The 17,791-nt window shown below is 68.1% G+C and carries 22 protein-coding genes and 2 pseudogenes; 13 read left to right on the top strand and 11 right to left on the bottom strand.

Going from position 1 to position 17,791, the window contains the following annotated elements:
• The 3 genes from ACGFI6_RS38285 to ACGFI6_RS38275 all read right to left on the bottom strand — a co-directional run.
• Nucleotides 1-104, bottom strand: a 104-nt coding sequence (locus tag ACGFI6_RS38285; protein WP_393127556.1) for a glyceraldehyde 3-phosphate dehydrogenase NAD-binding domain-containing protein, incomplete at its 3' end; no start/stop codon positions are given.
• A gap of 124 nt (nucleotides 105-228) precedes the next feature.
• Nucleotides 229-939, bottom strand: a complete 711-nt coding sequence (locus tag ACGFI6_RS38280) for a DUF4389 domain-containing protein (RefSeq protein ID WP_393127546.1) — start codon at nucleotides 937-939, stop codon at nucleotides 229-231.
• A gap of 12 nt (nucleotides 940-951) precedes the next feature.
• Entirely contained in the window at nucleotides 952-1,566 is a 615-nt protein-coding gene (locus ACGFI6_RS38275; RefSeq protein WP_393127545.1) for a hypothetical protein, read from the bottom strand.
• 261 nt (nucleotides 1,567-1,827) lie between these two features.
• On the opposite strand from ACGFI6_RS38275, the gene ppk2 reads away from it, so the two are divergent.
• The 4 genes from ppk2 (at nucleotide 1,828) to ACGFI6_RS38255 (ending at nucleotide 4,309) form a co-directional block, all read left to right on the top strand.
• On the top strand, nucleotides 1,828-2,622 hold the full coding sequence (gene ppk2 / locus ACGFI6_RS38270) for a polyphosphate kinase 2 (RefSeq protein ID WP_393127544.1): 795 nt from the start codon (nucleotides 1,828-1,830) through the stop codon (nucleotides 2,620-2,622).
• Nucleotides 2,623-2,719: 97 nt separating this feature from the next.
• Nucleotides 2,720-3,127, top strand: a complete 408-nt coding sequence (locus ACGFI6_RS38265; protein ID WP_393127543.1) for a 2-oxo acid dehydrogenase subunit E2 — start codon at nucleotides 2,720-2,722, stop codon at nucleotides 3,125-3,127.
• Nucleotides 3,124-3,906: a universal stress protein gene (locus tag ACGFI6_RS38260; RefSeq protein WP_393127542.1), complete on the top strand. Its 783-nt coding sequence runs from the start codon at nucleotides 3,124-3,126 to the stop codon at nucleotides 3,904-3,906. Before ACGFI6_RS38265 ends, ACGFI6_RS38260 begins: the two co-directional genes overlap by 4 nt.
• Before the next feature lies 1 nt (nucleotide 3,907).
• Entirely contained in the window at nucleotides 3,908-4,309 is a 402-nt protein-coding gene (locus ACGFI6_RS38255) for a hypothetical protein (protein ID WP_393127541.1), read from the top strand.
• A gap of 24 nt (nucleotides 4,310-4,333) precedes the next feature.
• Here the strand turns inward: ACGFI6_RS38255 and ACGFI6_RS38250 are convergent, their stop codons facing one another.
• Nucleotides 4,334-4,633, bottom strand: coding sequence for a cupin domain-containing protein (locus tag ACGFI6_RS38250; RefSeq protein ID WP_393127555.1), 300 nt, complete (start codon nucleotides 4,631-4,633; stop codon nucleotides 4,334-4,336).
• Here ACGFI6_RS38250 and ACGFI6_RS38245 point away from each other — a divergent pair.
• From ACGFI6_RS38245 to ACGFI6_RS38230, 4 genes and pseudogenes are all read left to right on the top strand, one after another.
• A pseudogene (locus ACGFI6_RS38245) lies at nucleotides 4,577-4,879 on the top strand (hypothetical protein); the annotation flags it as partial. The gene ACGFI6_RS38250 and the pseudogene ACGFI6_RS38245 sit on opposite strands and share 57 nt — an antisense overlap.
• A gap of 139 nt (nucleotides 4,880-5,018) precedes the next feature.
• A complete protein-coding gene (locus ACGFI6_RS38240; RefSeq protein WP_393127540.1) occupies nucleotides 5,019-5,414 on the top strand; it encodes a hypothetical protein in 396 nt (131 codons plus the stop codon).
• Between the two features lies 1 nt (nucleotide 5,415).
• Nucleotides 5,416-6,435 carry an aldo/keto reductase gene (locus ACGFI6_RS38235; RefSeq protein ID WP_393127539.1) on the top strand — a complete coding sequence of 340 codons (1,020 nt, stop codon included), beginning with the start codon at nucleotides 5,416-5,418 and terminating at the stop codon, nucleotides 6,433-6,435.
• A 41-nt stretch (nucleotides 6,436-6,476) separates the two neighbouring features.
• A pseudogene (locus ACGFI6_RS38230) lies at nucleotides 6,477-6,623 on the top strand (DUF2255 family protein); the annotation flags it as partial.
• Between the two features lie 120 nt (nucleotides 6,624-6,743).
• Here ACGFI6_RS38230 and ACGFI6_RS38225 read toward each other — a convergent pair.
• Genes ACGFI6_RS38225 through ACGFI6_RS38215 form a run of 3 tightly spaced genes read right to left on the bottom strand, consistent with a single transcriptional unit; the run spans nucleotide 6,744 to nucleotide 8,804 of the window.
• Nucleotides 6,744-7,250: a DsrE/DsrF/DrsH-like family protein gene (locus ACGFI6_RS38225; protein ID WP_393127538.1), complete on the bottom strand. Its 507-nt coding sequence runs from the start codon at nucleotides 7,248-7,250 to the stop codon at nucleotides 6,744-6,746.
• Between the two features lie 16 nt (nucleotides 7,251-7,266).
• Entirely contained in the window at nucleotides 7,267-7,560 is a 294-nt protein-coding gene (locus ACGFI6_RS38220) for a TusE/DsrC/DsvC family sulfur relay protein (RefSeq protein WP_393127537.1), read from the bottom strand.
• Nucleotides 7,557-8,804 (bottom strand): NAD(P)/FAD-dependent oxidoreductase, encoded by a 1,248-nt coding sequence (locus ACGFI6_RS38215; protein WP_393127536.1) that lies wholly within the window; start codon nucleotides 8,802-8,804, stop codon nucleotides 7,557-7,559. The genes ACGFI6_RS38220 and ACGFI6_RS38215 overlap by 4 nt, the downstream gene beginning before the upstream one ends.
• A gap of 156 nt (nucleotides 8,805-8,960) precedes the next feature.
• Here ACGFI6_RS38215 and ACGFI6_RS38210 point away from each other — a divergent pair, with 156 nt between their 5' ends.
• From ACGFI6_RS38210 to ACGFI6_RS38195, 4 genes are all read left to right on the top strand, one after another.
• Nucleotides 8,961-9,983: a YbhN family protein gene (locus ACGFI6_RS38210; RefSeq protein ID WP_393127535.1), complete on the top strand. Its 1,023-nt coding sequence runs from the start codon at nucleotides 8,961-8,963 to the stop codon at nucleotides 9,981-9,983.
• A gap of 167 nt (nucleotides 9,984-10,150) precedes the next feature.
• Nucleotides 10,151-10,474, top strand: coding sequence for a hypothetical protein (locus ACGFI6_RS38205; protein WP_393127534.1), 324 nt, complete (start codon nucleotides 10,151-10,153; stop codon nucleotides 10,472-10,474).
• 5 nt (nucleotides 10,475-10,479) lie between these two features.
• Complete coding sequence (locus ACGFI6_RS38200) at nucleotides 10,480-10,851, top strand: hypothetical protein (RefSeq protein WP_393127533.1); 372 nt, start codon at nucleotides 10,480-10,482, stop codon at nucleotides 10,849-10,851.
• The gene (locus ACGFI6_RS38195) at nucleotides 10,848-13,394 is read left to right on the top strand and encodes a cation-translocating P-type ATPase (protein WP_393127532.1); all 2,547 of its coding nucleotides are present in this window, start codon (nucleotides 10,848-10,850) and stop codon (nucleotides 13,392-13,394) included. The genes ACGFI6_RS38200 and ACGFI6_RS38195 overlap by 4 nt, the downstream gene beginning before the upstream one ends.
• A gap of 54 nt (nucleotides 13,395-13,448) precedes the next feature.
• Here ACGFI6_RS38195 and ACGFI6_RS38190 read toward each other — a convergent pair whose 3' ends face one another.
• Both ACGFI6_RS38190 and ACGFI6_RS38185 read right to left on the bottom strand, forming a co-directional pair.
• Nucleotides 13,449-13,733 (bottom strand): DUF1876 domain-containing protein, encoded by a 285-nt coding sequence (locus tag ACGFI6_RS38190; RefSeq protein WP_393127531.1) that lies wholly within the window; start codon nucleotides 13,731-13,733, stop codon nucleotides 13,449-13,451.
• A 1,188-nt stretch (nucleotides 13,734-14,921) separates the two neighbouring features.
• Nucleotides 14,922-15,506: a hypothetical protein gene (locus ACGFI6_RS38185; RefSeq protein WP_393127530.1), complete on the bottom strand. Its 585-nt coding sequence runs from the start codon at nucleotides 15,504-15,506 to the stop codon at nucleotides 14,922-14,924.
• A 452-nt stretch (nucleotides 15,507-15,958) separates the two neighbouring features.
• Between ACGFI6_RS38185 and ACGFI6_RS38180 the strand changes: the two genes are divergently transcribed.
• Nucleotides 15,959-16,282, top strand: a complete 324-nt coding sequence (locus ACGFI6_RS38180; protein ID WP_393127529.1) for a hypothetical protein — start codon at nucleotides 15,959-15,961, stop codon at nucleotides 16,280-16,282.
• 30 nt (nucleotides 16,283-16,312) lie between these two features.
• On the opposite strand, the gene narI is transcribed toward ACGFI6_RS38180, so the two are convergent.
• Both narI and narJ read right to left on the bottom strand, forming a co-directional pair.
• Entirely contained in the window at nucleotides 16,313-17,041 is a 729-nt protein-coding gene (narI, locus tag ACGFI6_RS38175) for a respiratory nitrate reductase subunit gamma (protein ID WP_393127528.1), read from the bottom strand.
• Between the two features lie 2 nt (nucleotides 17,042-17,043).
• Nucleotides 17,044-17,790 (bottom strand): nitrate reductase molybdenum cofactor assembly chaperone, encoded by a 747-nt coding sequence (narJ, locus tag ACGFI6_RS38170; RefSeq protein WP_393127527.1) that lies wholly within the window; start codon nucleotides 17,788-17,790, stop codon nucleotides 17,044-17,046.
• Nucleotide 17,791 lies beyond the last annotated feature (1 nt).

Raw genomic sequence — 17,791 nt, 5'->3', positions numbered from 1 at the left:
TTGATCGCGACCACCTCGATGTCGCCGGACCGCTGCTCGAGCACACAGCGCAGGTAGTCCCGCCCGATCCGCCCGAACCCGTTGATCCCCACCCGCACAGTCATGATCGACCTCTCCGTCAGTTGATTCCGTTGCTCTCATTCCAGCGGCGGCACCGGGGGCGCCTGCAGGGCCGAAGGTCCCGGCTTACGCTGCCGGACGACCGCCAGTACGACAGGTTCGTCCCGCCTACATCCGGAACTCGGGGTCGCGCGGCGGCGGCTCGTGGAGGTTTGTCGTACCGGGATCGTCACCGCCCAGGTCCAGCCGGAACGGCGGGTACTGGTCGACCATCAACCCGGCGTAGGCCGCGACCCGCAGCGCCCAGCGGTTCATCCCGAGCACGAGGTCGAAGACCGATCGCGGGTAGCGCCCGGTGAAGAGCAGGACGACAGCCGCGATCAGGACGAGCAGGCCGACGAGCCCGCCGCTCCAGCCCCACGCGCGGTCGTCGGCCTGCGACGCGAACCAGGTCCCGGTGCCCACGAAGAACCCGACTACGATGTAGTGCGGGATCGCCAGCAACCACCACTTGACCAGCACCAGTCCGCGGGACAGGTGCTCCGGGTACCTCACCTCGAGGTGTGCCGGGTAGGTCGGTACGTCGTGCAGGCTGAACGGCGGGTACTTGTCCGTCCCGAGCGCCCCGTACGCGTAGAACTGGACCCGCCACGTCCAGCGCAGTACCCCAACGTTGAAGTCGAAGATCCCGCGCGGGTAACGGCCGGTGAACAGGATCGCGAAGAACGCTACGAAGCTCAGCAGCGCGAACGCGATCCACAACACCGCCAGCACGAACACGTGTGGGATCACCAGCACCCACTTCACCAGCCACAACCAGCGGTTCACCGGCTCGTCGAGGGTCGCGTCGACCCGCACCGGATACGTTGTCGTACTCATCTCGGTCTCCTGTCACCTCTGTCCGCGGAGCCAGCGAGGGGCGATCTCCTGCCATTCGGCGTCCCAGGTCCGGAGCCGGCGCCGGTCCAACGGGAGCCGAGCGAGGCGGAACAGGCCCCACAACAGGAGCCACGAGCCGAGCACCATGAAGAAGCCGGCGGTGCCGCCGAAGGCCTGACTGTCGCCCGGCGATCTCGGTGCCGGCACGATGGTGCCGGAGTGGTCCAGCCAGACCGGCACATCGGTGTCGGCCTTGGTCCCGATCACGACGCTGGTTGTTCCCTCGCGGGGAACGCCTTGCGCGTCGACGTACGAGACCTGCACCCGCGACAGCGAGTCGCCGGGCGCACTGGGGACCATGCGCTCCGTACTCTCCAAGGTGCGCGCTCGTACCTTGTGCAGAACCGCACGTTGCTGTGCCGCCGACGCTTCGAGGGACCTGGAGATGTGGGTCCCGACAGCCGCAGACACCGGAACCATCACCAGTGCCACAACCAGCGTGCACCACAGCAGCGCGGTCTCGGCGCGGTCCGACCAGCGCCGCAACGGGTTCTTCCGCCCGATCCCCAGCCTGCGTGCCTGCATGAGCACCCACAACTCCCCAGTCCGTTGCTTCTCGGCGCCCATGACGACCTCCCCTGGAAATCTCTCGCTGGGTGCAGGGGACCGGCTCCCCGGAGCGGTTCCGTCTTGACGACGATGGGTCTTGTGGCCGCCGGCCACCTCTGCCGAGTCCGCTTCCGGCGAGCCGGTCCTTTCCCCTGCAACTCCAGATTCGCGCACTCGCGTTCGTCCGGTCAGGGCCCAAGGTCCCGTCCCGTACGGACCACCGGACGTGCATCTCGGTGGCCGCTGTGATCTGGGATGCGGATGCGGGATCGTTCGAGGATGAAGAGATTGCCGAAGAAGGTGTACGCGGCGGAGCTCGTCCGGCTGCAGGCCGAGCTGGTGAAGCTGCAGGAGTGGGTGCGGGTGGAGGGCGCCCGGGTCGTGGTGATCTTCGAGGGTCGTGACGCGGCCGGGAAGGGCAGCACGATCAAGCGGGTCACCGAGTTCCTCAACCCCCGCGTCGCCCGGATCGTCGCGCTGCCCGCGCCCACTGAGCGGGAGCGCACCGAATGGTACTTCCAGCGGTACGTCGAGCACCTGCCGGCGGCCGGTGAGATCGCACTGTTCGACCGCAGCTGGTACAACCGGGCCGGCGTCGAGCGGGTGATGGGCTTCTGCAGCAACCAGGAGTACGCCCGGTTCCTGCACCAGAGCCCGATCTTCGAGCGGCTGCTGGTGGAGGACGGTGTGCTGCTGCGCAAGTACTGGTTCTCGGTCAGCGACGGCGAGCAGGAGAACCGCTTCCGCAGCCGGCTCGAGGACCCGATGCGACGGTGGAAGCTGTCCCCGATGGACCTGGAGTCGATCACCCGCTGGGAGGACTACTCCCGCGCCAAGGACGAGATGTTCGTGCACACCGACATCCCCGAGGCGCCCTGGTACGTCGTGGAGAGCGAGGACAAGCGCTCCGCCCGGATCAACATGATCGCGCATCTGCTCTCGACCATCCCGTACCACGAGGTCCAACGCCTGCCGCTCGACCTGCCGCCGCGCCCACCGTCCAAGGGCTACGAACGGCCACCGCGCGAAATGCAGACCCAGGTCCCGGACCACGCCGCCCGGCTCCGCGGCTGAACGGGTCCAAGGTCCCGGGCCCGAGGGACCGATCGACCGATGCGGACGGCACACCCGGCGGTCGATGATCAACTGACATCGGCTCTGGAGGTGGACCGTGGGCGCACAGATCAGAGCGGTGCCTTGGGTCCGCCAACTGGTGATCGACACCGGCCGGGCCGCCCGCCGCCGACATGCCATTCACGGGCTGTTCGAGGTCGACGTGCTCCGCGACGCTGGCCGCCGGACCGTCGGCGTTACTGCGGTCGGCATGTTCGGCGCCGGCGCGGGCTGGGGCATCGGCTTCCAGTTGCACACTCTGAGCGTGGTTGTCGGCGGCATCGCCCGGCGTCCGATGCTCTTCCAGGGCGTACTGGTCGAGCGCGAGTTCCTGCAGTTGACCGTCAGCGTCGACCACGACGTCGTCGACGGCGCTCCGGCCGTCCGCTTCGTTCGTCGCCTCCGGGAGCTCCTGCACACCGGGAGCGGCCTCCACATCTCCAGTACCGCGAAGGAGCCGGTATGAAGCACCAGCCTGTCGTTGTCGGAATCGACGGTTCCCCCGCCGCGGACGTTGCGATCAAGTGGGGCGCCATCGAGGCCGCCACGCTACGCAGCCCGCTGCATCTGCTGTACGTCGTCACACCGGGCGGCTCGCCGTCGCACGCCGGCGAAGTCGTCTACAAGGCGGTCGCCCAGGCCCGTGGATCGCAGCCCGGGATCGTCATCGACACGCAGATCGCGAACGGCTCGCCGGCGGCAGCGCTCGGGAAGGCCTCCGCCGGCGCCGCCATGGTGGTGATCGGCAGCCGCGGCCTGGGCGTCATGGTCGGCGCTCTGGTCGGATCCACAGGGCTCGACCTGGCCGCGAACGCCCACTGTCCGGTGATTGTCGTACGTCCCGATCTCGGCATGCTGGCCGGCATCCGCGTCGTCATCGGGTACGACGGTTCACCGGCGAGCGACGCAGCCCTGGACTTCGGCCTCGACCACGCCCGCCGCCACGACCTCGCCGTCCGCGTCGTCGCGGCCCAGCCCACCGGCACCGACCTCCACCGCATCACCGAAGACGAACTCCGCGAGGCCGTCCACGTCCGCGGCGGCCACGACGCGGAGCTGATCCAGATCAGCGGCCATCCCGCCGAACACCTCCTGCGCCTGTCGTCCGACGCTGCCCTCATCGTCCTCGGCGCGCGCGGCCGCGACGGCTTCGCCGGCATGCTGATCGGCTCCGTCAGCCAGACGGTGCTCCATCACGCCGACTGCCCGGTCGCCATCATCCCCGCCGCCGCCACCGGAGGCTGACATGACCACCCCAGCCACTCAGATGCCATCGGCAACCCTCTGGCGCGCGATCCACTGGGGCTTCACCACCCTGTTCGCCGCCGGCGCGGGCGTGCATGTACTCCTCGCCCTGACCACACCACACTCGTACGACGGCTTCGCCGACGCAGCGTTCTTCGCCTGGATCCATGACGCCTGGCAGAACATCTTCATGTCCCACCCGACGGTCTGGGCCCTCTTCCTCGCCGCCACCGAAGTCACCATAGCGATCCTGCTCATCAGGGCCCGCCGCCTCGGCTACGTCACCGTCATCGCCTTCCATCTGGCCCTGATGCTCTTCGGCTGGGGCTTCTGGCTCTGGTGTATCCCAGCCCTGGCATTCGCCGTACCGGCCGCCCGCCACAGCTTCCGTACCCAAACCTGAATCACGAATTGCCGTCCTCCACCATCACTGGGCGGCGTTGTATTCGTCGTCGCCAACGTGTTCGAGCCAGGTTGTCGTGGTGGCCGGGTCGTCGGCGTTGTCGAGCATCGCGAGGTGTTCCATGAAGGCGTCGGGTGCGGCGCCGTGCCAGTGTTCCTCGCCGGGCGGGCAGTAGATCGTCTGTCCCGGATAGGCCGTGACCTTCTCGCTGCCACGCGACTGGACCCAGGCCACTCCTTGCGTGATGTGTAGCGTCTGCCCGAGGGCGTGGGAGTGCCAGGCGGTTCGGGCTCCCGGCGCGAACCGGACCTTCGCGACCGTCATCCGCTGCCCTGCGTCGCGGGGAGACGCGATCGGGTCGAGCCAGACGTCGCCAGCAGCAACGACCTCCGGGAGTTCCTGACCACCCGCCGGGCCAAGATCACCCCCGAGCAGGCCGGCCTGCCAGTCTACGGGGGCGCCAACCGTCGCGTGACCGGTCTTCGCCGTGAGGAGGTCGCGCTCCTGGCGGGTATCAGCGTCGAGTACTACACCCGCCTCGAGCGGGGCAGTCCCGGCGGCGTCTCGGACAGCGTGCTCGACGGTATCGTCCACGCCCTTCAGCTCGACGAGGCCGAGCGCGACCACCTGTACCGCCTTGCCCGGACCGCGAGTACACCGACCAGCAGGGCACCGCGTCGTATGCCGGCGAAGAAGCGGGCGCCCGGTCGTGCAGCGCATCCTCGACCAGATGCCGCTGCCGGCCTACCTGCGCAACAACCGGTTCGACGTACTGGCCGCGAACGACCTCGGCCGCGCCCTCTACAGCCCGCTCTACGAACAGGCCGCCGTCCACACACCCGGTCAGCCGCCCAACAGCGCACGCTTCTGTTACCTCGACCCGCGAGCGACCGAGTTCTTCTCGACTACGACAAGGCCGCCAACGACTGCGTCGCGTTCCTGCGTGCCGCCGCCGGCAGAAGCCTTCGAACTCGCCGGGGACCCCGGCCAGCGCATCAACGTCTACACCGCACCACCGGACTCACCCGCCGAGGAAGCGCTGAACCTCCTGGCCAGCTGGACCGCGCCAGACACGTCCGCTATTCACCACGACACGAAGGACTGACATGGAGTTCCGAGTACTCGGCCGTACCGGCGTCCAGGTGAGCCCCCTCTGCCTCGGCGCGATGATGTTCGGTCCGTGGGGCAACAATGATCGCGCCGACGCGATCGGCATCATTCACCGCGCGCTCGACGCGGGCATCAACTTCGTTGACACCGCCGACGTCTACTCAGCCGGCGCCTCCGAGGAGATTGTCGGAGAAGCGCTGAAGGCACGGCGAGACGACATCTTCCTCGCCACCAAGTTCTTCATGCCGATGAGTGCCGACGATCCGAATCTGCGCGGCGGGTCGCGACGCTGGATCGTCCGCGCCATCGAGGACTCACTGCGGCGGCTCGGCACCGACCACATCGACCTGTACCAAGTCCACCGGCCGAGCCCTGACACCGACGTCGAGGAGACACTCGGAGCCCTGTCGGACCTGGTCCACCAAGGCAAGGTCCGCTACATCGGCTCGTCGTCGTACTCCGGCTCCCAGATCGTGGAGGCGCAATGGGCCGCGCGCGAGCGGAACCTGCAACGATTCGTCACCGAACAACCGCCGTACTCCCTGCTCGTCCGCGGCATCGAGGAAGACGTCCTCCCCACCCTGCTCCGCCACAGCATGGGCGCGCTCACCTACAGCCCACTCGCCGGCGGCTGGCTCTCCGGACGCTGGCGCAAGAACTCCGCCGCCGCGCCAACCTCGACAGCCCGCCCACCGGCACGCTTCGACATGTCCACACCGGCCAACCAGCGCAAACTCGAGGTGGTCGAGGAGCTCGCTCTGCTCGCCGAGCAGGCCGGGCTGACGCTCATCGAACTCGCGGTCGCCTTCGTCATCAACCATCCCGGCGTGACCGCAGCCATCATCGGTCCCAGAACCATCGAACAGCTCGCAGCCTTCCTCCCCGCCGCCGACATCACGCTCGCACCCGACGTACTCGACCGCATCGACGAAATCGTCGCGCCCGGCGTGACCGTCAACCCCGCGGACAACAGCTACGGCGACCACGAACTCCGCCCCGACCAACGCCGCCGCTGACCAACTCCGCCGCACGCCTGCAGACCGGAGGACACGAACACATGAGTACCTGGACCACCGACGAACTGCGCCGCCTCGATCAGCTCACTGAGATTCGCGTCGCCGGCCGCCGCGCGGATCACACGGTGCGCACGCTCACCATCGTATGGCACGTGGTCGTCAACGACAGCCTGTACATACGGTCGGTGCGCGGCACAGATCGACACGGCCTACCTCGGCAAGTACGGCAACGGCTCATCCACCCGTGCAATCACCAACGCCGCAGCCAGAGCCACCACGCTTCGCATCGAACCCTGCTAGTGCCCCGGTCAGATGAAGATGATCTGGGCGCCGTTGGTCTTTTCGATGAAGTCGGCGGCGCTGATGATGCCTTCGACGTCCTCGTAGAGGTCGGACTCGTCCAGGTGCATCATGTCGGCCGACAGCCGGCACGCCCACAGGTGGCCGCCGGAGGCGACGATCTGCTCGAGGAACTCCGGTACGTCGGGGACGCCGATTTCCTCGATCTGCTTCTTCATCTGATGGGTGGCCATCGCGGTCATGCCGGGCAGCCCGCCGAGGCCCTGCGGCAGATGGGTGGCGGTGTTGCCGAGCATGGTGAACTTCAGGTCGTGCATCCGCGACCTGGTGATCATGTCGAAGCCCCAGAAGGTGAAGAACAGGTGCGTCTCGACCCCCTCGCCGAGCGCGGCGTTCGCCAGGATCAGGGCCGGATAGGCCATGTCCAGATTGCCCTTGGAACAGATGATGGCCAGTTTGCGGCCCTGGGTTGCCTCGTCGCCGAAGTTCGGGACGGTCAGCGGCATCGCGGTCATGTCAGTGCCTTCTCTCCTACACGCAACCACGGGGTTTCGGCAGGCCGGCGACGTACGCCATCTTCTTGGCCGGCTTGCCCGGGAACAGGACGAACAGCTGCTTGATCGGGATGCCGGCCAGCGTCGACACCCGGCGCAGCGTGGCGGTCTCGCCCTGCGTCAGGTAGTCCTGGCGCAGGAACCGGATCGCCTTCCAGTGCTCGTCGGTGAGTTTGATCCCGATCCGGGAGGCCAGCTCGCCGGCGAGTTCCTCGCTCCACTCGTCGTACTGCGTCAGGAAACCCTCCGCGTCGACGTGCACAGTGCTCATGGTCGTACCTCCTCGTCCGGTCGGTGTTTGCCACTCATCGACATCCGCGCCGGAACCGGCAGCGGGCGGCCCTTGACCAGCAGGTGCCAGTAGATCCACCGGAAGCCGACCTTGCCCCAGTGGTTCAGCCTCGTCTCCCGCAGCAGTGACAACGGACCGAGCCCAGCCAGCGGGAAGCGTCCCGGCAGCGGCTCTGTGTCGTAGTTGAAGTCGATCAGCAACGCCTTGCCGTCACCGGTCTCGACGAAGCAGTTCGCGTGGCCGTCGAAACGATGGGTCATCGCTGCACCCTCGACGTACTGCAGGAAGTTCTCGACGAAGACCTCGCTCGAGAAGTGCGCCACCGAGCCGGCCTTCGAGGTCGGCAGGTTGTTGGCGTCGCCAACCGCAAACACGTCCGGGTACGCCGTCGACTGCAGAGTGTGCTTGTCGACCGGCACGTAGTTGAGCTCGTCGCCGAGACCGGACGCCGCGACGAAGTCCGCGCCCATGTTCAACGGCACAGTGACCAGCAGGTCGTACCCGATCTCCCGCTCGTCGTAGCTGACCAGAGTCTTGCGCTCGGCGTCGACACGCTCGACCAGGAAGTCGGTCTCGACCGCGATCTTGCGCTCGTCGAGCAGCCGGCCGAGGTACCGGGAGGCGATCGGCTTCGTGAACGCACCGTCCAGGGGCGTGACGTAGACGAGCTCGACCTGATCCCGCATGCCCAGTCTCCGGAAGAACGCCTCCGCGAGGAACGTGAACTCCAGCGGGGCAACCGGGCACTTGATCGGCTGGTCGACGACATGAACGACGAGCCGGCCACCGGTGAACCCCTGAAGGGCCTCACGCAGTGCGAAGGCACCGTCGTAGGTGTAGAAGTCATGAATGCTGCGGTGCCACTCCGGACCGAGCATCCCCGGCGTCTGGTCCGGCCTCGAACTGGTGCCCGTGGCAATCACCAGGTAGTCGTAGCGCAGCACCTGACCGTCCGCGAACCGGACGTCCTTGGCTTCCGGATCGACCTTGGCGATCTCGCCACGCAACAACAGGATCCCGTTCCGCAGCACCTTCCGGCGCGGCTGGAGCAGATGCCTCTCGTCGCCGCCGAACGGTACGAACAGCAAGCCGGGCTGGTACAGATGATCGCCGTCCCGGTCGACCACCGTGATCCGCCACTCGTCGAGCGGCAGCCGGCGACGCAGCTTGTTGGCCACCGTCGTCCCGGCAGTGCCGGCACCCAGGATCACCAACCGTTTCATCATCGTGTCCCTTCAGGCCTTGTGGTCCTTCACATCAACCTCAGCGCGCCACACCGCCGTACAGCAGGGCCGTCCGCACTGTGCTCCCCGGACCTTCGGCCCTGCCCGAGCGCCGATCGGTCCGGGCAGGCTGGGGCTTCGGAGGGAGCACAACCGATGCGGAGGGTACGGCCGGTGCACGACACGACCCGACCAGTCTGGTACCGCCGGGCCTGGTCTGTCGTGTCGTTGCTGGTCCTCATCGCGCTCATCGAGTACGTCGTACTCCCGAAGCTCGCCCTGGCCCGCGAGTCCCTGGATCGCCTCACCGGACTCAACCCGCTCTGGGTGATCGCCGCTTTGCTGCTCGAAGCGGCGAGCCTGGTCAGCTATTCGCTGTTCAGCCGCGTACTGGTCGGCGCGAGCAAGGTCCGGTTCTCGTGGATCCTCCGCTCCGATCTGACCGGGTACGGCGTGAGCCATGTCGTACCCGGTGGCGCAGCGACGGCAACCGCTCTCCGCTTCCGGCTGCTCACATCAGGCGGAATACAGCCGACGGACGTCACTGCGACGATCACGGCCGAAGCCATCGGCTCCCCGCTCGCACTTGTGCTCATTGCCTGGCTGAGCTCCATCGCCGCCCTCTTCCTGCGAGAGGCGACCCCGGCGTACCTGGCGATTCTCCTGATCGGCCTGCTGGCCATAGCCTGTGGCTTCCTCGCGGTCCGCGAACGTTCGGCCCTTGAACGGTATGCCGCACGATTGCTCCGGGCCGGCCTCCGCCGTCTCCCCCGCCGCGTCCGGCCATGGATCGCAACGGTTGCCGAGCGCCTGCGCGACCTTCTCGCCGATCGTCAGGTCCGCAGGGCGTTCCTGAGCTGGGCAACACTCAACTGGATTCTCGACGCCGCCGTCCTGTGGATGTTCCTGGCCGCCTACGGCGCGCCGATCGGCCCGGTACCGGTGTTGCTCGCGTACTGTGCCGCGAACCTGGCGGCCGTCGTACCGCTCACCCCCGGCGGCATCGCGGTGGTCGAGGGCATCGCGATCTCGGCGCTGGCAGGGTTCGGCGTTCCGGGGCAGATCGCGCTGCTCGCGGTGCTGTCCTGGCGCCTGATCCAGTTCTGGGCGCCGGTCCCCGTCGCCGGCCTGTGCTATCTGAGCCTGCGGGCCGAACGCAGCTTCTTGGCGAGGCAGTAGGCAATCATCAAACCGATGTCCCGTCCATGCCGCCAGACCGGCTGAACGACCCCTCGGAAGCGGGGCCAACGGCCCGTGCGCCGCCCCGGGTGCCTGGCGGATGCTCGAACCGAGGACGGCGTCGTCCGGCACGCTGCCGCCCCGCCGGTCCACCGAAGGGAGACACCATGTCCAAGTCATCGACGCAGAGCACCCCGGTTCGCCGTGCCTCGGCGGCATCGGGAGGTTGGTTCGTCTGGATGGTCGGACTCTGGGTGACCTTCTTCGTCCTGCTCAATGCGGGCCGGCTCGACGACGTCGCCGGGTGGATCCGGGACCTGCCGATTCTGCTCGAGATCCTTGCCTGGCTGCTGTTCTTCCCCTGGGTGCTGGCAACCGCGGTCTGGACCAGTGGCTGGTCGGAGGGCCTCCGGATGACCCTCGTAATCCTGTTCGCCGTCGTCTGGATCCTGGTCTCGATCCCGCGAGCCAAGTCGTCCGGCCGGAGGTGATCCCGATGAGGCTACGTGCCCGCGACATCGTGGCGATGCTGCTCGTCGCCGCTGTCCTGGTTCCGTACGTCGGCTACCTCGTGAACGGCCGGATGCCGCTGATCGACAACTCCCGCGCGATGGCGTCGACCGGCCTGCTGTTCGGCGTCCTCGCGTTCGCGATCATCCGCGGTGGCGGACGCCAACCACGGCTCGGACGCGTCGAGGGCGGAGCAGTAGGGCTGGCGGTCGTGTTGTACATCCTGGCGATCGCACTGTCGGAGACAGCCGCCGGCGAGCTGCTGCTGGCCGCCTTCGTCCTCTGCTTGATGACGGTCTTCGCCCTGGACCTGTTCGACCGTGGCGGCCCGGGACACGACATCGCACCCCACCCATGACAGTCCAGGTCACGACTCCGCGCGGTCTGTCCACCCAGCAGGCGGCACTCGCGCTCGTCGAACACGGGCCGAACACGATTCCGGCCCCCAAACCGCCGGCGCCCTGGCGACGCGTCCTCGTGCAACTGCGGGACCCGATGATCCTGCTGCTGATAGCGGCCGCCGTCCTGACGACCGGTCTGCACGACCTGACCGACCTGACGGTGATCCTGGTCGTGGTCGTTCTCAACACGACGGTCGGCGTCGTGCAGGAGATCCGCGCCGAGCACGCACTGGCCGCGCTCAACCGGCTGGCCGCGCCGCACGCGACGGTACGGCGCGGCGATCGCACGACTGTCATTCCCGCGGGCGACGTGGTCCCGGACGACGTCGTTCTGCTGCAGGCCGGCGACGTCGTACCGGCCGACCTCCAGCTCTTCGACGCGGTCCGGCTGCAGGCCGACGAGTCCGCGCTCACCGGCGAAGCCGTCCCGGTCGAGAAGGAACCGGCTGACGAGCTGTACGCCGGCACCGTGGTGACCCGCGGCCGCGGCGCGGGTGTCGTCACCCGGACCGGAACACAAAGCGCACTCGGCAAGATCGCCGTCCTGCTGTCGAACCAGCGCCCTCGCGCCACCCCGCTCCAGCGCCGGCTGGCCGCACTCAGCCGGGTCCTGAGCATCGCCGCCGTCGTGCTGTCCGCGATCGTGGCCGTTGCCGGCCTGATCCGCGGTCTGCCGTTGCCGTCCATGGTTGTCACCGCGGTCAGTCTGACCGTGGCCGCCGTACCCGAATCACTGCCCGCAGTCGTCACACTCGCGCTGGCAATCGGCGCGCGCCGGATGGCGCAACGCGCGGCCGTCGTCCGCAAGCTTCCCGCGGTCGAGACCCTCGGCGCGGTCACCGTCGTCGCGACCGACAAGACGGGCACCCTCACCGAGGGCATCATGCAGGCCGGGCGGCTCTGGACCGAGTGCGGTACGGCTGCCGCCGCCGGATCGGGCTACGACCCGGCCGGAACACTCGGGCCGGACGCCGGCGCCGCACCGGTACGGCGGCTGCTCCGTGACGTTGCCCTCTGCAACGATGCTGCCCTCCGCCCGCCCACGGCAGACGACCCTGTCTGGCGGCCGATCGGCGACCCGACCGAGGCTGCCCTGCTCGCTCTGGCCCACCGCGGCGGCGTAGATCCCGACGAGCTCGGGACCGCATGTCCCCGGGTGTACGAACTGCCCTTCGACAGCACCCGCAAGCGGATGACCACATTCCACGAGCAGCCGGGCCGCGACGATCTCCTGGTCATCGGCAAGGGCGCGCCAGAGGTTCTGCTCACCCCTGAGGTCACGCCGTACGGCGACATCGTGCAGGCCAAGGCGGTAGCCGCAGAGCTGTCGGCGGCCGGGTTCCGCGTCCTGGCGGTCGCAGACAAGGCCCTGGCGCCCGGCGCGCCCCGGACCGAGAACGAGCTGCACGTTGCCGGTCTGGTCGCGATCACAGATCCCGTACGGCACAACGCCGCCGATGTGGTCGCGTCCTTCGACCGGGCCGGCGTCGGCGTCCTGCTGATCACCGGCGACGCCCCGGGCACCGCGCAGGCCGTCGCGGAACGGATCGGCCTCCCCGCGGGCGACGTGATCACCGGCGCGGACATCGACCGCGGTACCGACCCGACCACCGGACAGGTGTTCGCACGCATCCGGCCCGAACAGAAGCTCGACATCGTGGGCGCGTGGCAGGAGCACGGGCACGTCGTCGCGATGACCGGCGACGGTGTGAACGATGCCCCGGCGCTGCGCCGGGCAGACATCGGCGTCGCAATGGGCGGTGGCGGAACCGAGGTCGCGCGTCAGGCTGCCGACCTCGTCCTGACCGACGACGATCTCGGCACCGTCGAGGCCGCGATCGAGGAAGGGCGGCGGATCTACACCAACATCCGCACGTTCCTGCGGTACGCATTGAGCGGCGGCCTCGCCGAGATCCTGGTGATGCTGATCGGTCCGCTGCTCGGCTTCGCCGTACCGCTTCTTCCCGGCCAGATCCTCTGGATCAACATGCTCACGCACGGGCTGCCCGGCGTCGCCATCGGCGCGGAGCCCGCCGATCCGGAGGCGATGCAACGCCCGCCGCGCTCACCGCAGGAACAGATTCTGGGTGCGGGCCTGTGGCAGCGAATCGCCGCGACCGGCTCTCTGATCGGCGCCGTCACGCTGATCGCCGCCGCCGTGTGGGCCGGCCATGCCGGCGGGCCGTGGCAGACGATGACCTACCTGGTCCTCGGCCTGTCGCAACTCGGCGTCGCCCTCGCCCTCCGCCGACCTCGCTCCCCTGGCGGCCATCGGCTTCGCTTCCTCGACGGCGCGGTGGCGGGCGCTCTGACGCTGCAGACTCTGCCGGTTCTCGTCGAGCCGCTGCGCAGCCTCCTCGGCCTCCAGCCGCTGACACTCCTGCAGTTCGTCGTGGCACTCGCGTTCGCAATGGTCCCCGGCCTCGCGATCGTGGCACATCGACGTTGGCTGCCAGGACGGCCAACTGCTCCGCCGACGTCTCCCCCGGCGGCACCGTGAAGCTCACGTCGCCAGGGGTTCTGCGACCACTGATTCCTTAGCTGGGTAGGGCGCTCAGCCGTGCAGGCGGACGCGATCGTGGGTGATCGCTTCAATGTCGGATGCGGCGGCGTGCAGCAGCCTGTGCGCGAGATCCGACAGCGCCCGCGCAACCGCCAGCTCGTCACCGATCTCGGCGATCTCGCTGTCGTCCGGGTTGCGGTGCGCAACGCCGCGGCCGACCAGGTGGGTCTTGTCATTGGTGTGCAGGCGGGCCTCGGCATGCGTGGTCCGGTCGTCTTCGTGCTCATCGACGAAGACGTCGACGCGCCAGCGCCTGCTCGTAATCCTCGTGGTCATGGTCTCGTCCTTCCGCCGTGGGGATTCCGCTCTCTAACCCATCGTCGGAAACCGGCGGGGCATGAACCAGGGCCGTCCGGCCCGTCGCGCGCGGGAGTTCCTGCCCTGCCGGACATATCCGGCTCTTGTGTCCGACGTGTGGGTGCCGACCACTCCGATTCCGAGCCGTGCATGGGATGGGGCACGGTTCGCTGCTGTGGCACGTGAGCCGCGACCCCCTCGTCCTGCCCTCCGTGCGGGCTCGCGCCGAGTCGTGGCTTTTGGCTCGGCCCGATCCGCCGATTGCCGCACAGCAGTCGGCAGGTGGCCATCACTTTGCATCACAACAGCCGGATGTCCACTCCCGTTGAGGGTTCTCCACCGGTGTACGAGCAGAGAACCCACAGCAGGAGTGGATGACCGGCTCTCCTGCTGGCTGCGCTGGCTGCGTGTGGTCGGGGGCGGCGGGGCGGACAGTTCGACAGGACGTGTCGGTCGGTGTCTGGCCGGTGGGTAGTGCACCTGAGCGTGAGAGTGCGCTGCGCGTACGGTGTCTCGGGGTGCACTACCTGTCGAAATGTCCGTCGCCGGCCCGTTCGGTTGGTTGGTGAGCCAGTTTCGTCCTGGAACCCCACGCCCGCCTGAGGTCGGTCCACCCACACATATGGCAAGAGAGCCACATACCCCCTGGGCCACGGGGATGCGGGCGCGGGCGGCGGCCGGAACGAGCCTGGCCAGCGCCGGCGACAGCGAGTCCGCGCCCGGCGGTCCGACCGGATGAACCACTGCCCGCGCGTGGAAGCTGATCGTGGCCGGCGGTACAGACAACCCCACTCGAGCGCGGTTGGCCGTTGGGTGTGACGTAGCTCAGCACCGCGAACGATGCTCGGTCGAGCTGCCGCCAGATCTGGTCCCGGGTCGGGTTCGGCCGCAGCCGCTTCGTTGTTCTCGCTGTCGACGGCATCGTTCCTTCTCAACGGTACGATCCGGTCCGCACACTGCTCGGCGTCGGACTCGGACTGTGCGGTCACCAGTACTGCGGCACCGCGCTCGGCTGCTTCGTGGAGCAGGACGGGCACGACGCTGCGCCGCGTGGCGCCCCGAGGCAGGACTTTCGACCCTGCGACCCGCTCGGCGGTTCTCGCAGGTGAAGCTCGGGAAAGACTGAACCGCCGGCCCCGGGACGGGCCGGCGGTTCAGTTGCGGTTGTCAGGCGGTGTGAGGTGTCGCGCCTGTCAGCCTCGGCATGACCTCGGCCTCGGCGGGGACCCGGCGCAGGTGCGCGTAGCCGAGCAGCGACAAGACCAGCAGGATCCCGGCCGCCGCGAACGCAGTGATCGCGGCGTACAGGGCGATCTGTCCCATCTTCCCGAACGCGTAGGCGTTGAGCAGCAGGCCGCGCAGCGTCTCGCCCCGGAAGACGGTCTGGACCTGGCCGGCCAGCTTGGCGTCGTTGGGGTTGGCCAGCGACTCCTGGGACAGCTGCGAGTACGTCTTGCCACCGGCCATCTCGTTGATGTGAACCGCGATGAAGTGGTTCGCGTACGCCTCGGCCTGGGCGCCGGTCACCAACTGCTGACCGGCGTACTGGGACAGGTACGGCTTGACGGCCGGGTCGTTGAGCGACTCGCTGCCCGCCTTCGGGAAGAAGATCTGCTGTGCGGCGAGCTGACTCTGGACCTGGTTGTCGACGAAGTTGTGGGCCCACAGCAACAAACCACCGGCCGCGACCAGAACGATCGCAAGAACGAACCCGGCGGAGGTGAGCAGCGCATCGAACGTCTTGCGGCGCATGATCGGTTCCTTTCAAGCCGCTCGACGCGGCCAGTGAGTGGTGAACGCTGTTGCCCCAAGTCTTCGCGAACACCACTCCCCCGACCACGCCCCCAACGACCCTGCCCCACAGGCACAAAGACCCCAAAAGTCCCGCCCGCATCCCTGACCAAGGCCCAGCAAGTAGGGTGTACCAACGATTGATCGAACTGGGGCAGTCGATCGCGATCACGGGAGCCAGGATGGCAAGGAAGCGCATAGTTCTGACGATGGCAGCTGTCATGGTGATCGCGGGATGCGGCCAGAATCCGGCGCAGAATCCGGCGGCCGGCTCCGCTTCCTCGTCGGCTCACCCCACGGCGAATCCGTCAACGACGGCTTCTGTTTCAATCGCCAGCCAGTCTCCGGTGTCGCCAGATGTCGCCGCCCTGGCTGCCCGCATCAAGGCGGCCGTTCCGTCTGCCGCGAAGGTTGTGCGAATCACGGAGGACAACGACCCGAACAAGCTTGTCGGCCGCCCGAACGGATACTCCGACGCCGCCGTGCTGTACGACAAGGGCACCGATTGCACTGATCTCGGCGTCGACTGCGGTGCAACCGTCGAGATCTGGCCGACCACCGAGGACGCCAAGCGGCGGGCGGCGTACATCCAGAACCTTCTCAAGGACGCACCGGCGCTCGGTACCGAGTACGACTACGTGAACGCCGGTGCTCTGCTCCGGGTAGCAGGAGCGCTCAAGCCGTCTACGGCCAAGGCTTACGCCGGCGCGTTCGGTGGTCAGCCGTACAAGCCCTAACTGCTTCGTCGACGACGGCAACAGTCAGGGCTATTGAGAGATTCGGTTCCAGCCGGGGCGGGGGCGGTGGGTGCCTAGTTGGTCGTCGCGGCTGCGGTAGACGATGTAGGGGCGGGTCAGGTAGCCGACGGGTGCGCTGAACACGTGTACGAGGCGCGTGAACGGCCACAGCGCGAAGAGGCCGAAGGCGACCAGTGCGTGCAGCCGGAAGCCGATCGGCGCGTTCGCCATCAGGGAGGCATCCGGCTGGAAGGCGAGGAAGGAGCGGTACCAGACCGAGACGCCTTCACGGTAGTTGTACTCCCCACCGATGGTCAGGATCGATCCCGCGACGGTGTTCCACATTCCCAGCACGATCACGGCGGCAAGGAAGGCGTACATCACCTTGTCCATCACTGTGGTGGCGGAGAAGACCGGGCCGACGGTACGCCGCCGGTAGATCAGGATGGCCATCCCGACGACCGCCATCACGCCGGCCAGGAGCCCACCGACCACGGCCACGATGTGGTACGCCTCGTGGCTGATCCCGATCGCGTCGGTCCAGGACTGGGGCACCAGCAGACCGATGATGTGCCCGCCGACGACGCCGAGCATCCCGAAGTGGAACAACGGGGACCCGAGGCGCAGCAGCCGGTCCTCGTAGAGCTGGGACGACCGAGTCGTCCAGCCGAACTTGTCGTAGCGGTAGCGCCAGAAGTGCCCGACCGCGAACGTGGTGAGGCACAGGTACGGGACGATGACCCAGAGGAAGGTGTCCATGTTCAGCGACCTCCTGGGAAAGTGGGCATCGGGAGTGCGACGGGAGCAGACGGATCAGGCCTGGCCGGCCCAGGGTCGAACATCGGCGTGGCGTACGGCGTGAGGCCGACTTCCTCCTCCGGTGGTCCCTCGGCGGCGAGGCGCCGTACGGCGTCCATGTCGTCGCCGTGGAGCGCGGGCAAGGTCGCGGTGACCGCTTCGACCGCGCCGGCCCAGCGGGAGTCCGCTTCGGCCAGCGACAGCCGCAGCAGCTCCAGTCCGGCCCGGTGGTCGAGCATGAGCTGGCGACCCGCCTGCTGGTCGACAGTGGCGGCGAACTCCAGGACCACGCAGAGATGGTCGGGCAGCTCTGCTCCGCCGGCAGTCGACTCGTCGAGCTCGACCCCGGCCTGGAGATAGGTCTGCTTGAACCGCAGCAGGGCCACTCCCCTCTTGCGGGTGTCGCCGTGGGCGAAGTAGGTGAGGAAGAGATTGTGCCGACGGCGGTTGTCGAAGGTGTCGACGTACTCCTCCTGCAGTTCCCTCAGTGGCACTCCGGCCAGCCGTTCTGCGCAGGCCGTCAACGGTTGGCCCACCGAGGCCGGGAGGGCCTTCCCCACCCGCTGCACGAGGACCAGTTGTTCCGCCAGGCCTGCCTCGGGGTAGTCGAGGAGGAGCGAGGCCGACTGCCAGGTGTCGGCGAGCTGCCCGGGCGTCAGCGCCTGCTGCCGGCTCCCTCGGTCCGCGCGAAGGCTTCTTGACAGCTTCATC

It is taken from the genome of Kribbella sp. NPDC048928, from assembly GCF_043197975.1.
Taxonomy (GTDB): domain Bacteria; phylum Actinomycetota; class Actinomycetes; order Propionibacteriales; family Kribbellaceae; genus Kribbella.
This window is presented reverse-complemented; position numbering and strand designations above follow the sequence as displayed.

Coding starts and splice junctions, on each gene's coding strand:
- ACGFI6_RS38195 (WP_393127532.1), top strand. CDS start 10,848: ATGACAGTCCAGGTCACGACTCCGCGCGGTCTGTCCACCCAGCAGGCG.
- ACGFI6_RS38215 (WP_393127536.1), bottom strand. CDS start 8,804: ATGAAACGGTTGGTGATCCTGGGTGCCGGCACTGCCGGGACGACGGTG.
- ACGFI6_RS38255 (WP_393127541.1), top strand. CDS start 3,908: ATGACCACCCCAGCCACTCAGATGCCATCGGCAACCCTCTGGCGCGCG.
- ACGFI6_RS38225 (WP_393127538.1), bottom strand. CDS start 7,250: ATGACCGCGATGCCGCTGACCGTCCCGAACTTCGGCGACGAGGCAACC.
- ACGFI6_RS38280 (WP_393127546.1), bottom strand. CDS start 939: ATGAGTACGACAACGTATCCGGTGCGGGTCGACGCGACCCTCGACGAG.
- ACGFI6_RS38205 (WP_393127534.1), top strand. CDS start 10,151: ATGTCCAAGTCATCGACGCAGAGCACCCCGGTTCGCCGTGCCTCGGCG.
- ACGFI6_RS38185 (WP_393127530.1), bottom strand. CDS start 15,506: ATGCGCCGCAAGACGTTCGATGCGCTGCTCACCTCCGCCGGGTTCGTT.
- ACGFI6_RS38260 (WP_393127542.1), top strand. CDS start 3,124: ATGAAGCACCAGCCTGTCGTTGTCGGAATCGACGGTTCCCCCGCCGCG.
- ACGFI6_RS38210 (WP_393127535.1), top strand. CDS start 8,961: ATGCGGAGGGTACGGCCGGTGCACGACACGACCCGACCAGTCTGGTAC.
- narJ (WP_393127527.1), bottom strand. CDS start 17,790: ATGAAGCTGTCAAGAAGCCTTCGCGCGGACCGAGGGAGCCGGCAGCAG.
- ACGFI6_RS38200 (WP_393127533.1), top strand. CDS start 10,480: ATGAGGCTACGTGCCCGCGACATCGTGGCGATGCTGCTCGTCGCCGCT.
- ACGFI6_RS38220 (WP_393127537.1), bottom strand. CDS start 7,560: ATGAGCACTGTGCACGTCGACGCGGAGGGTTTCCTGACGCAGTACGAC.
- ACGFI6_RS38275 (WP_393127545.1), bottom strand. CDS start 1,566: ATGGGCGCCGAGAAGCAACGGACTGGGGAGTTGTGGGTGCTCATGCAG.
- ACGFI6_RS38250 (WP_393127555.1), bottom strand. CDS start 4,633: ATGACGGTCGCGAAGGTCCGGTTCGCGCCGGGAGCCCGAACCGCCTGG.
- narI (WP_393127528.1), bottom strand. CDS start 17,041: ATGGACACCTTCCTCTGGGTCATCGTCCCGTACCTGTGCCTCACCACG.
- ACGFI6_RS38190 (WP_393127531.1), bottom strand. CDS start 13,733: ATGACCACGAGGATTACGAGCAGGCGCTGGCGCGTCGACGTCTTCGTC.
- ppk2 (WP_393127544.1), top strand. CDS start 1,828: ATGAAGAGATTGCCGAAGAAGGTGTACGCGGCGGAGCTCGTCCGGCTG.
- ACGFI6_RS38235 (WP_393127539.1), top strand. CDS start 5,416: ATGGAGTTCCGAGTACTCGGCCGTACCGGCGTCCAGGTGAGCCCCCTC.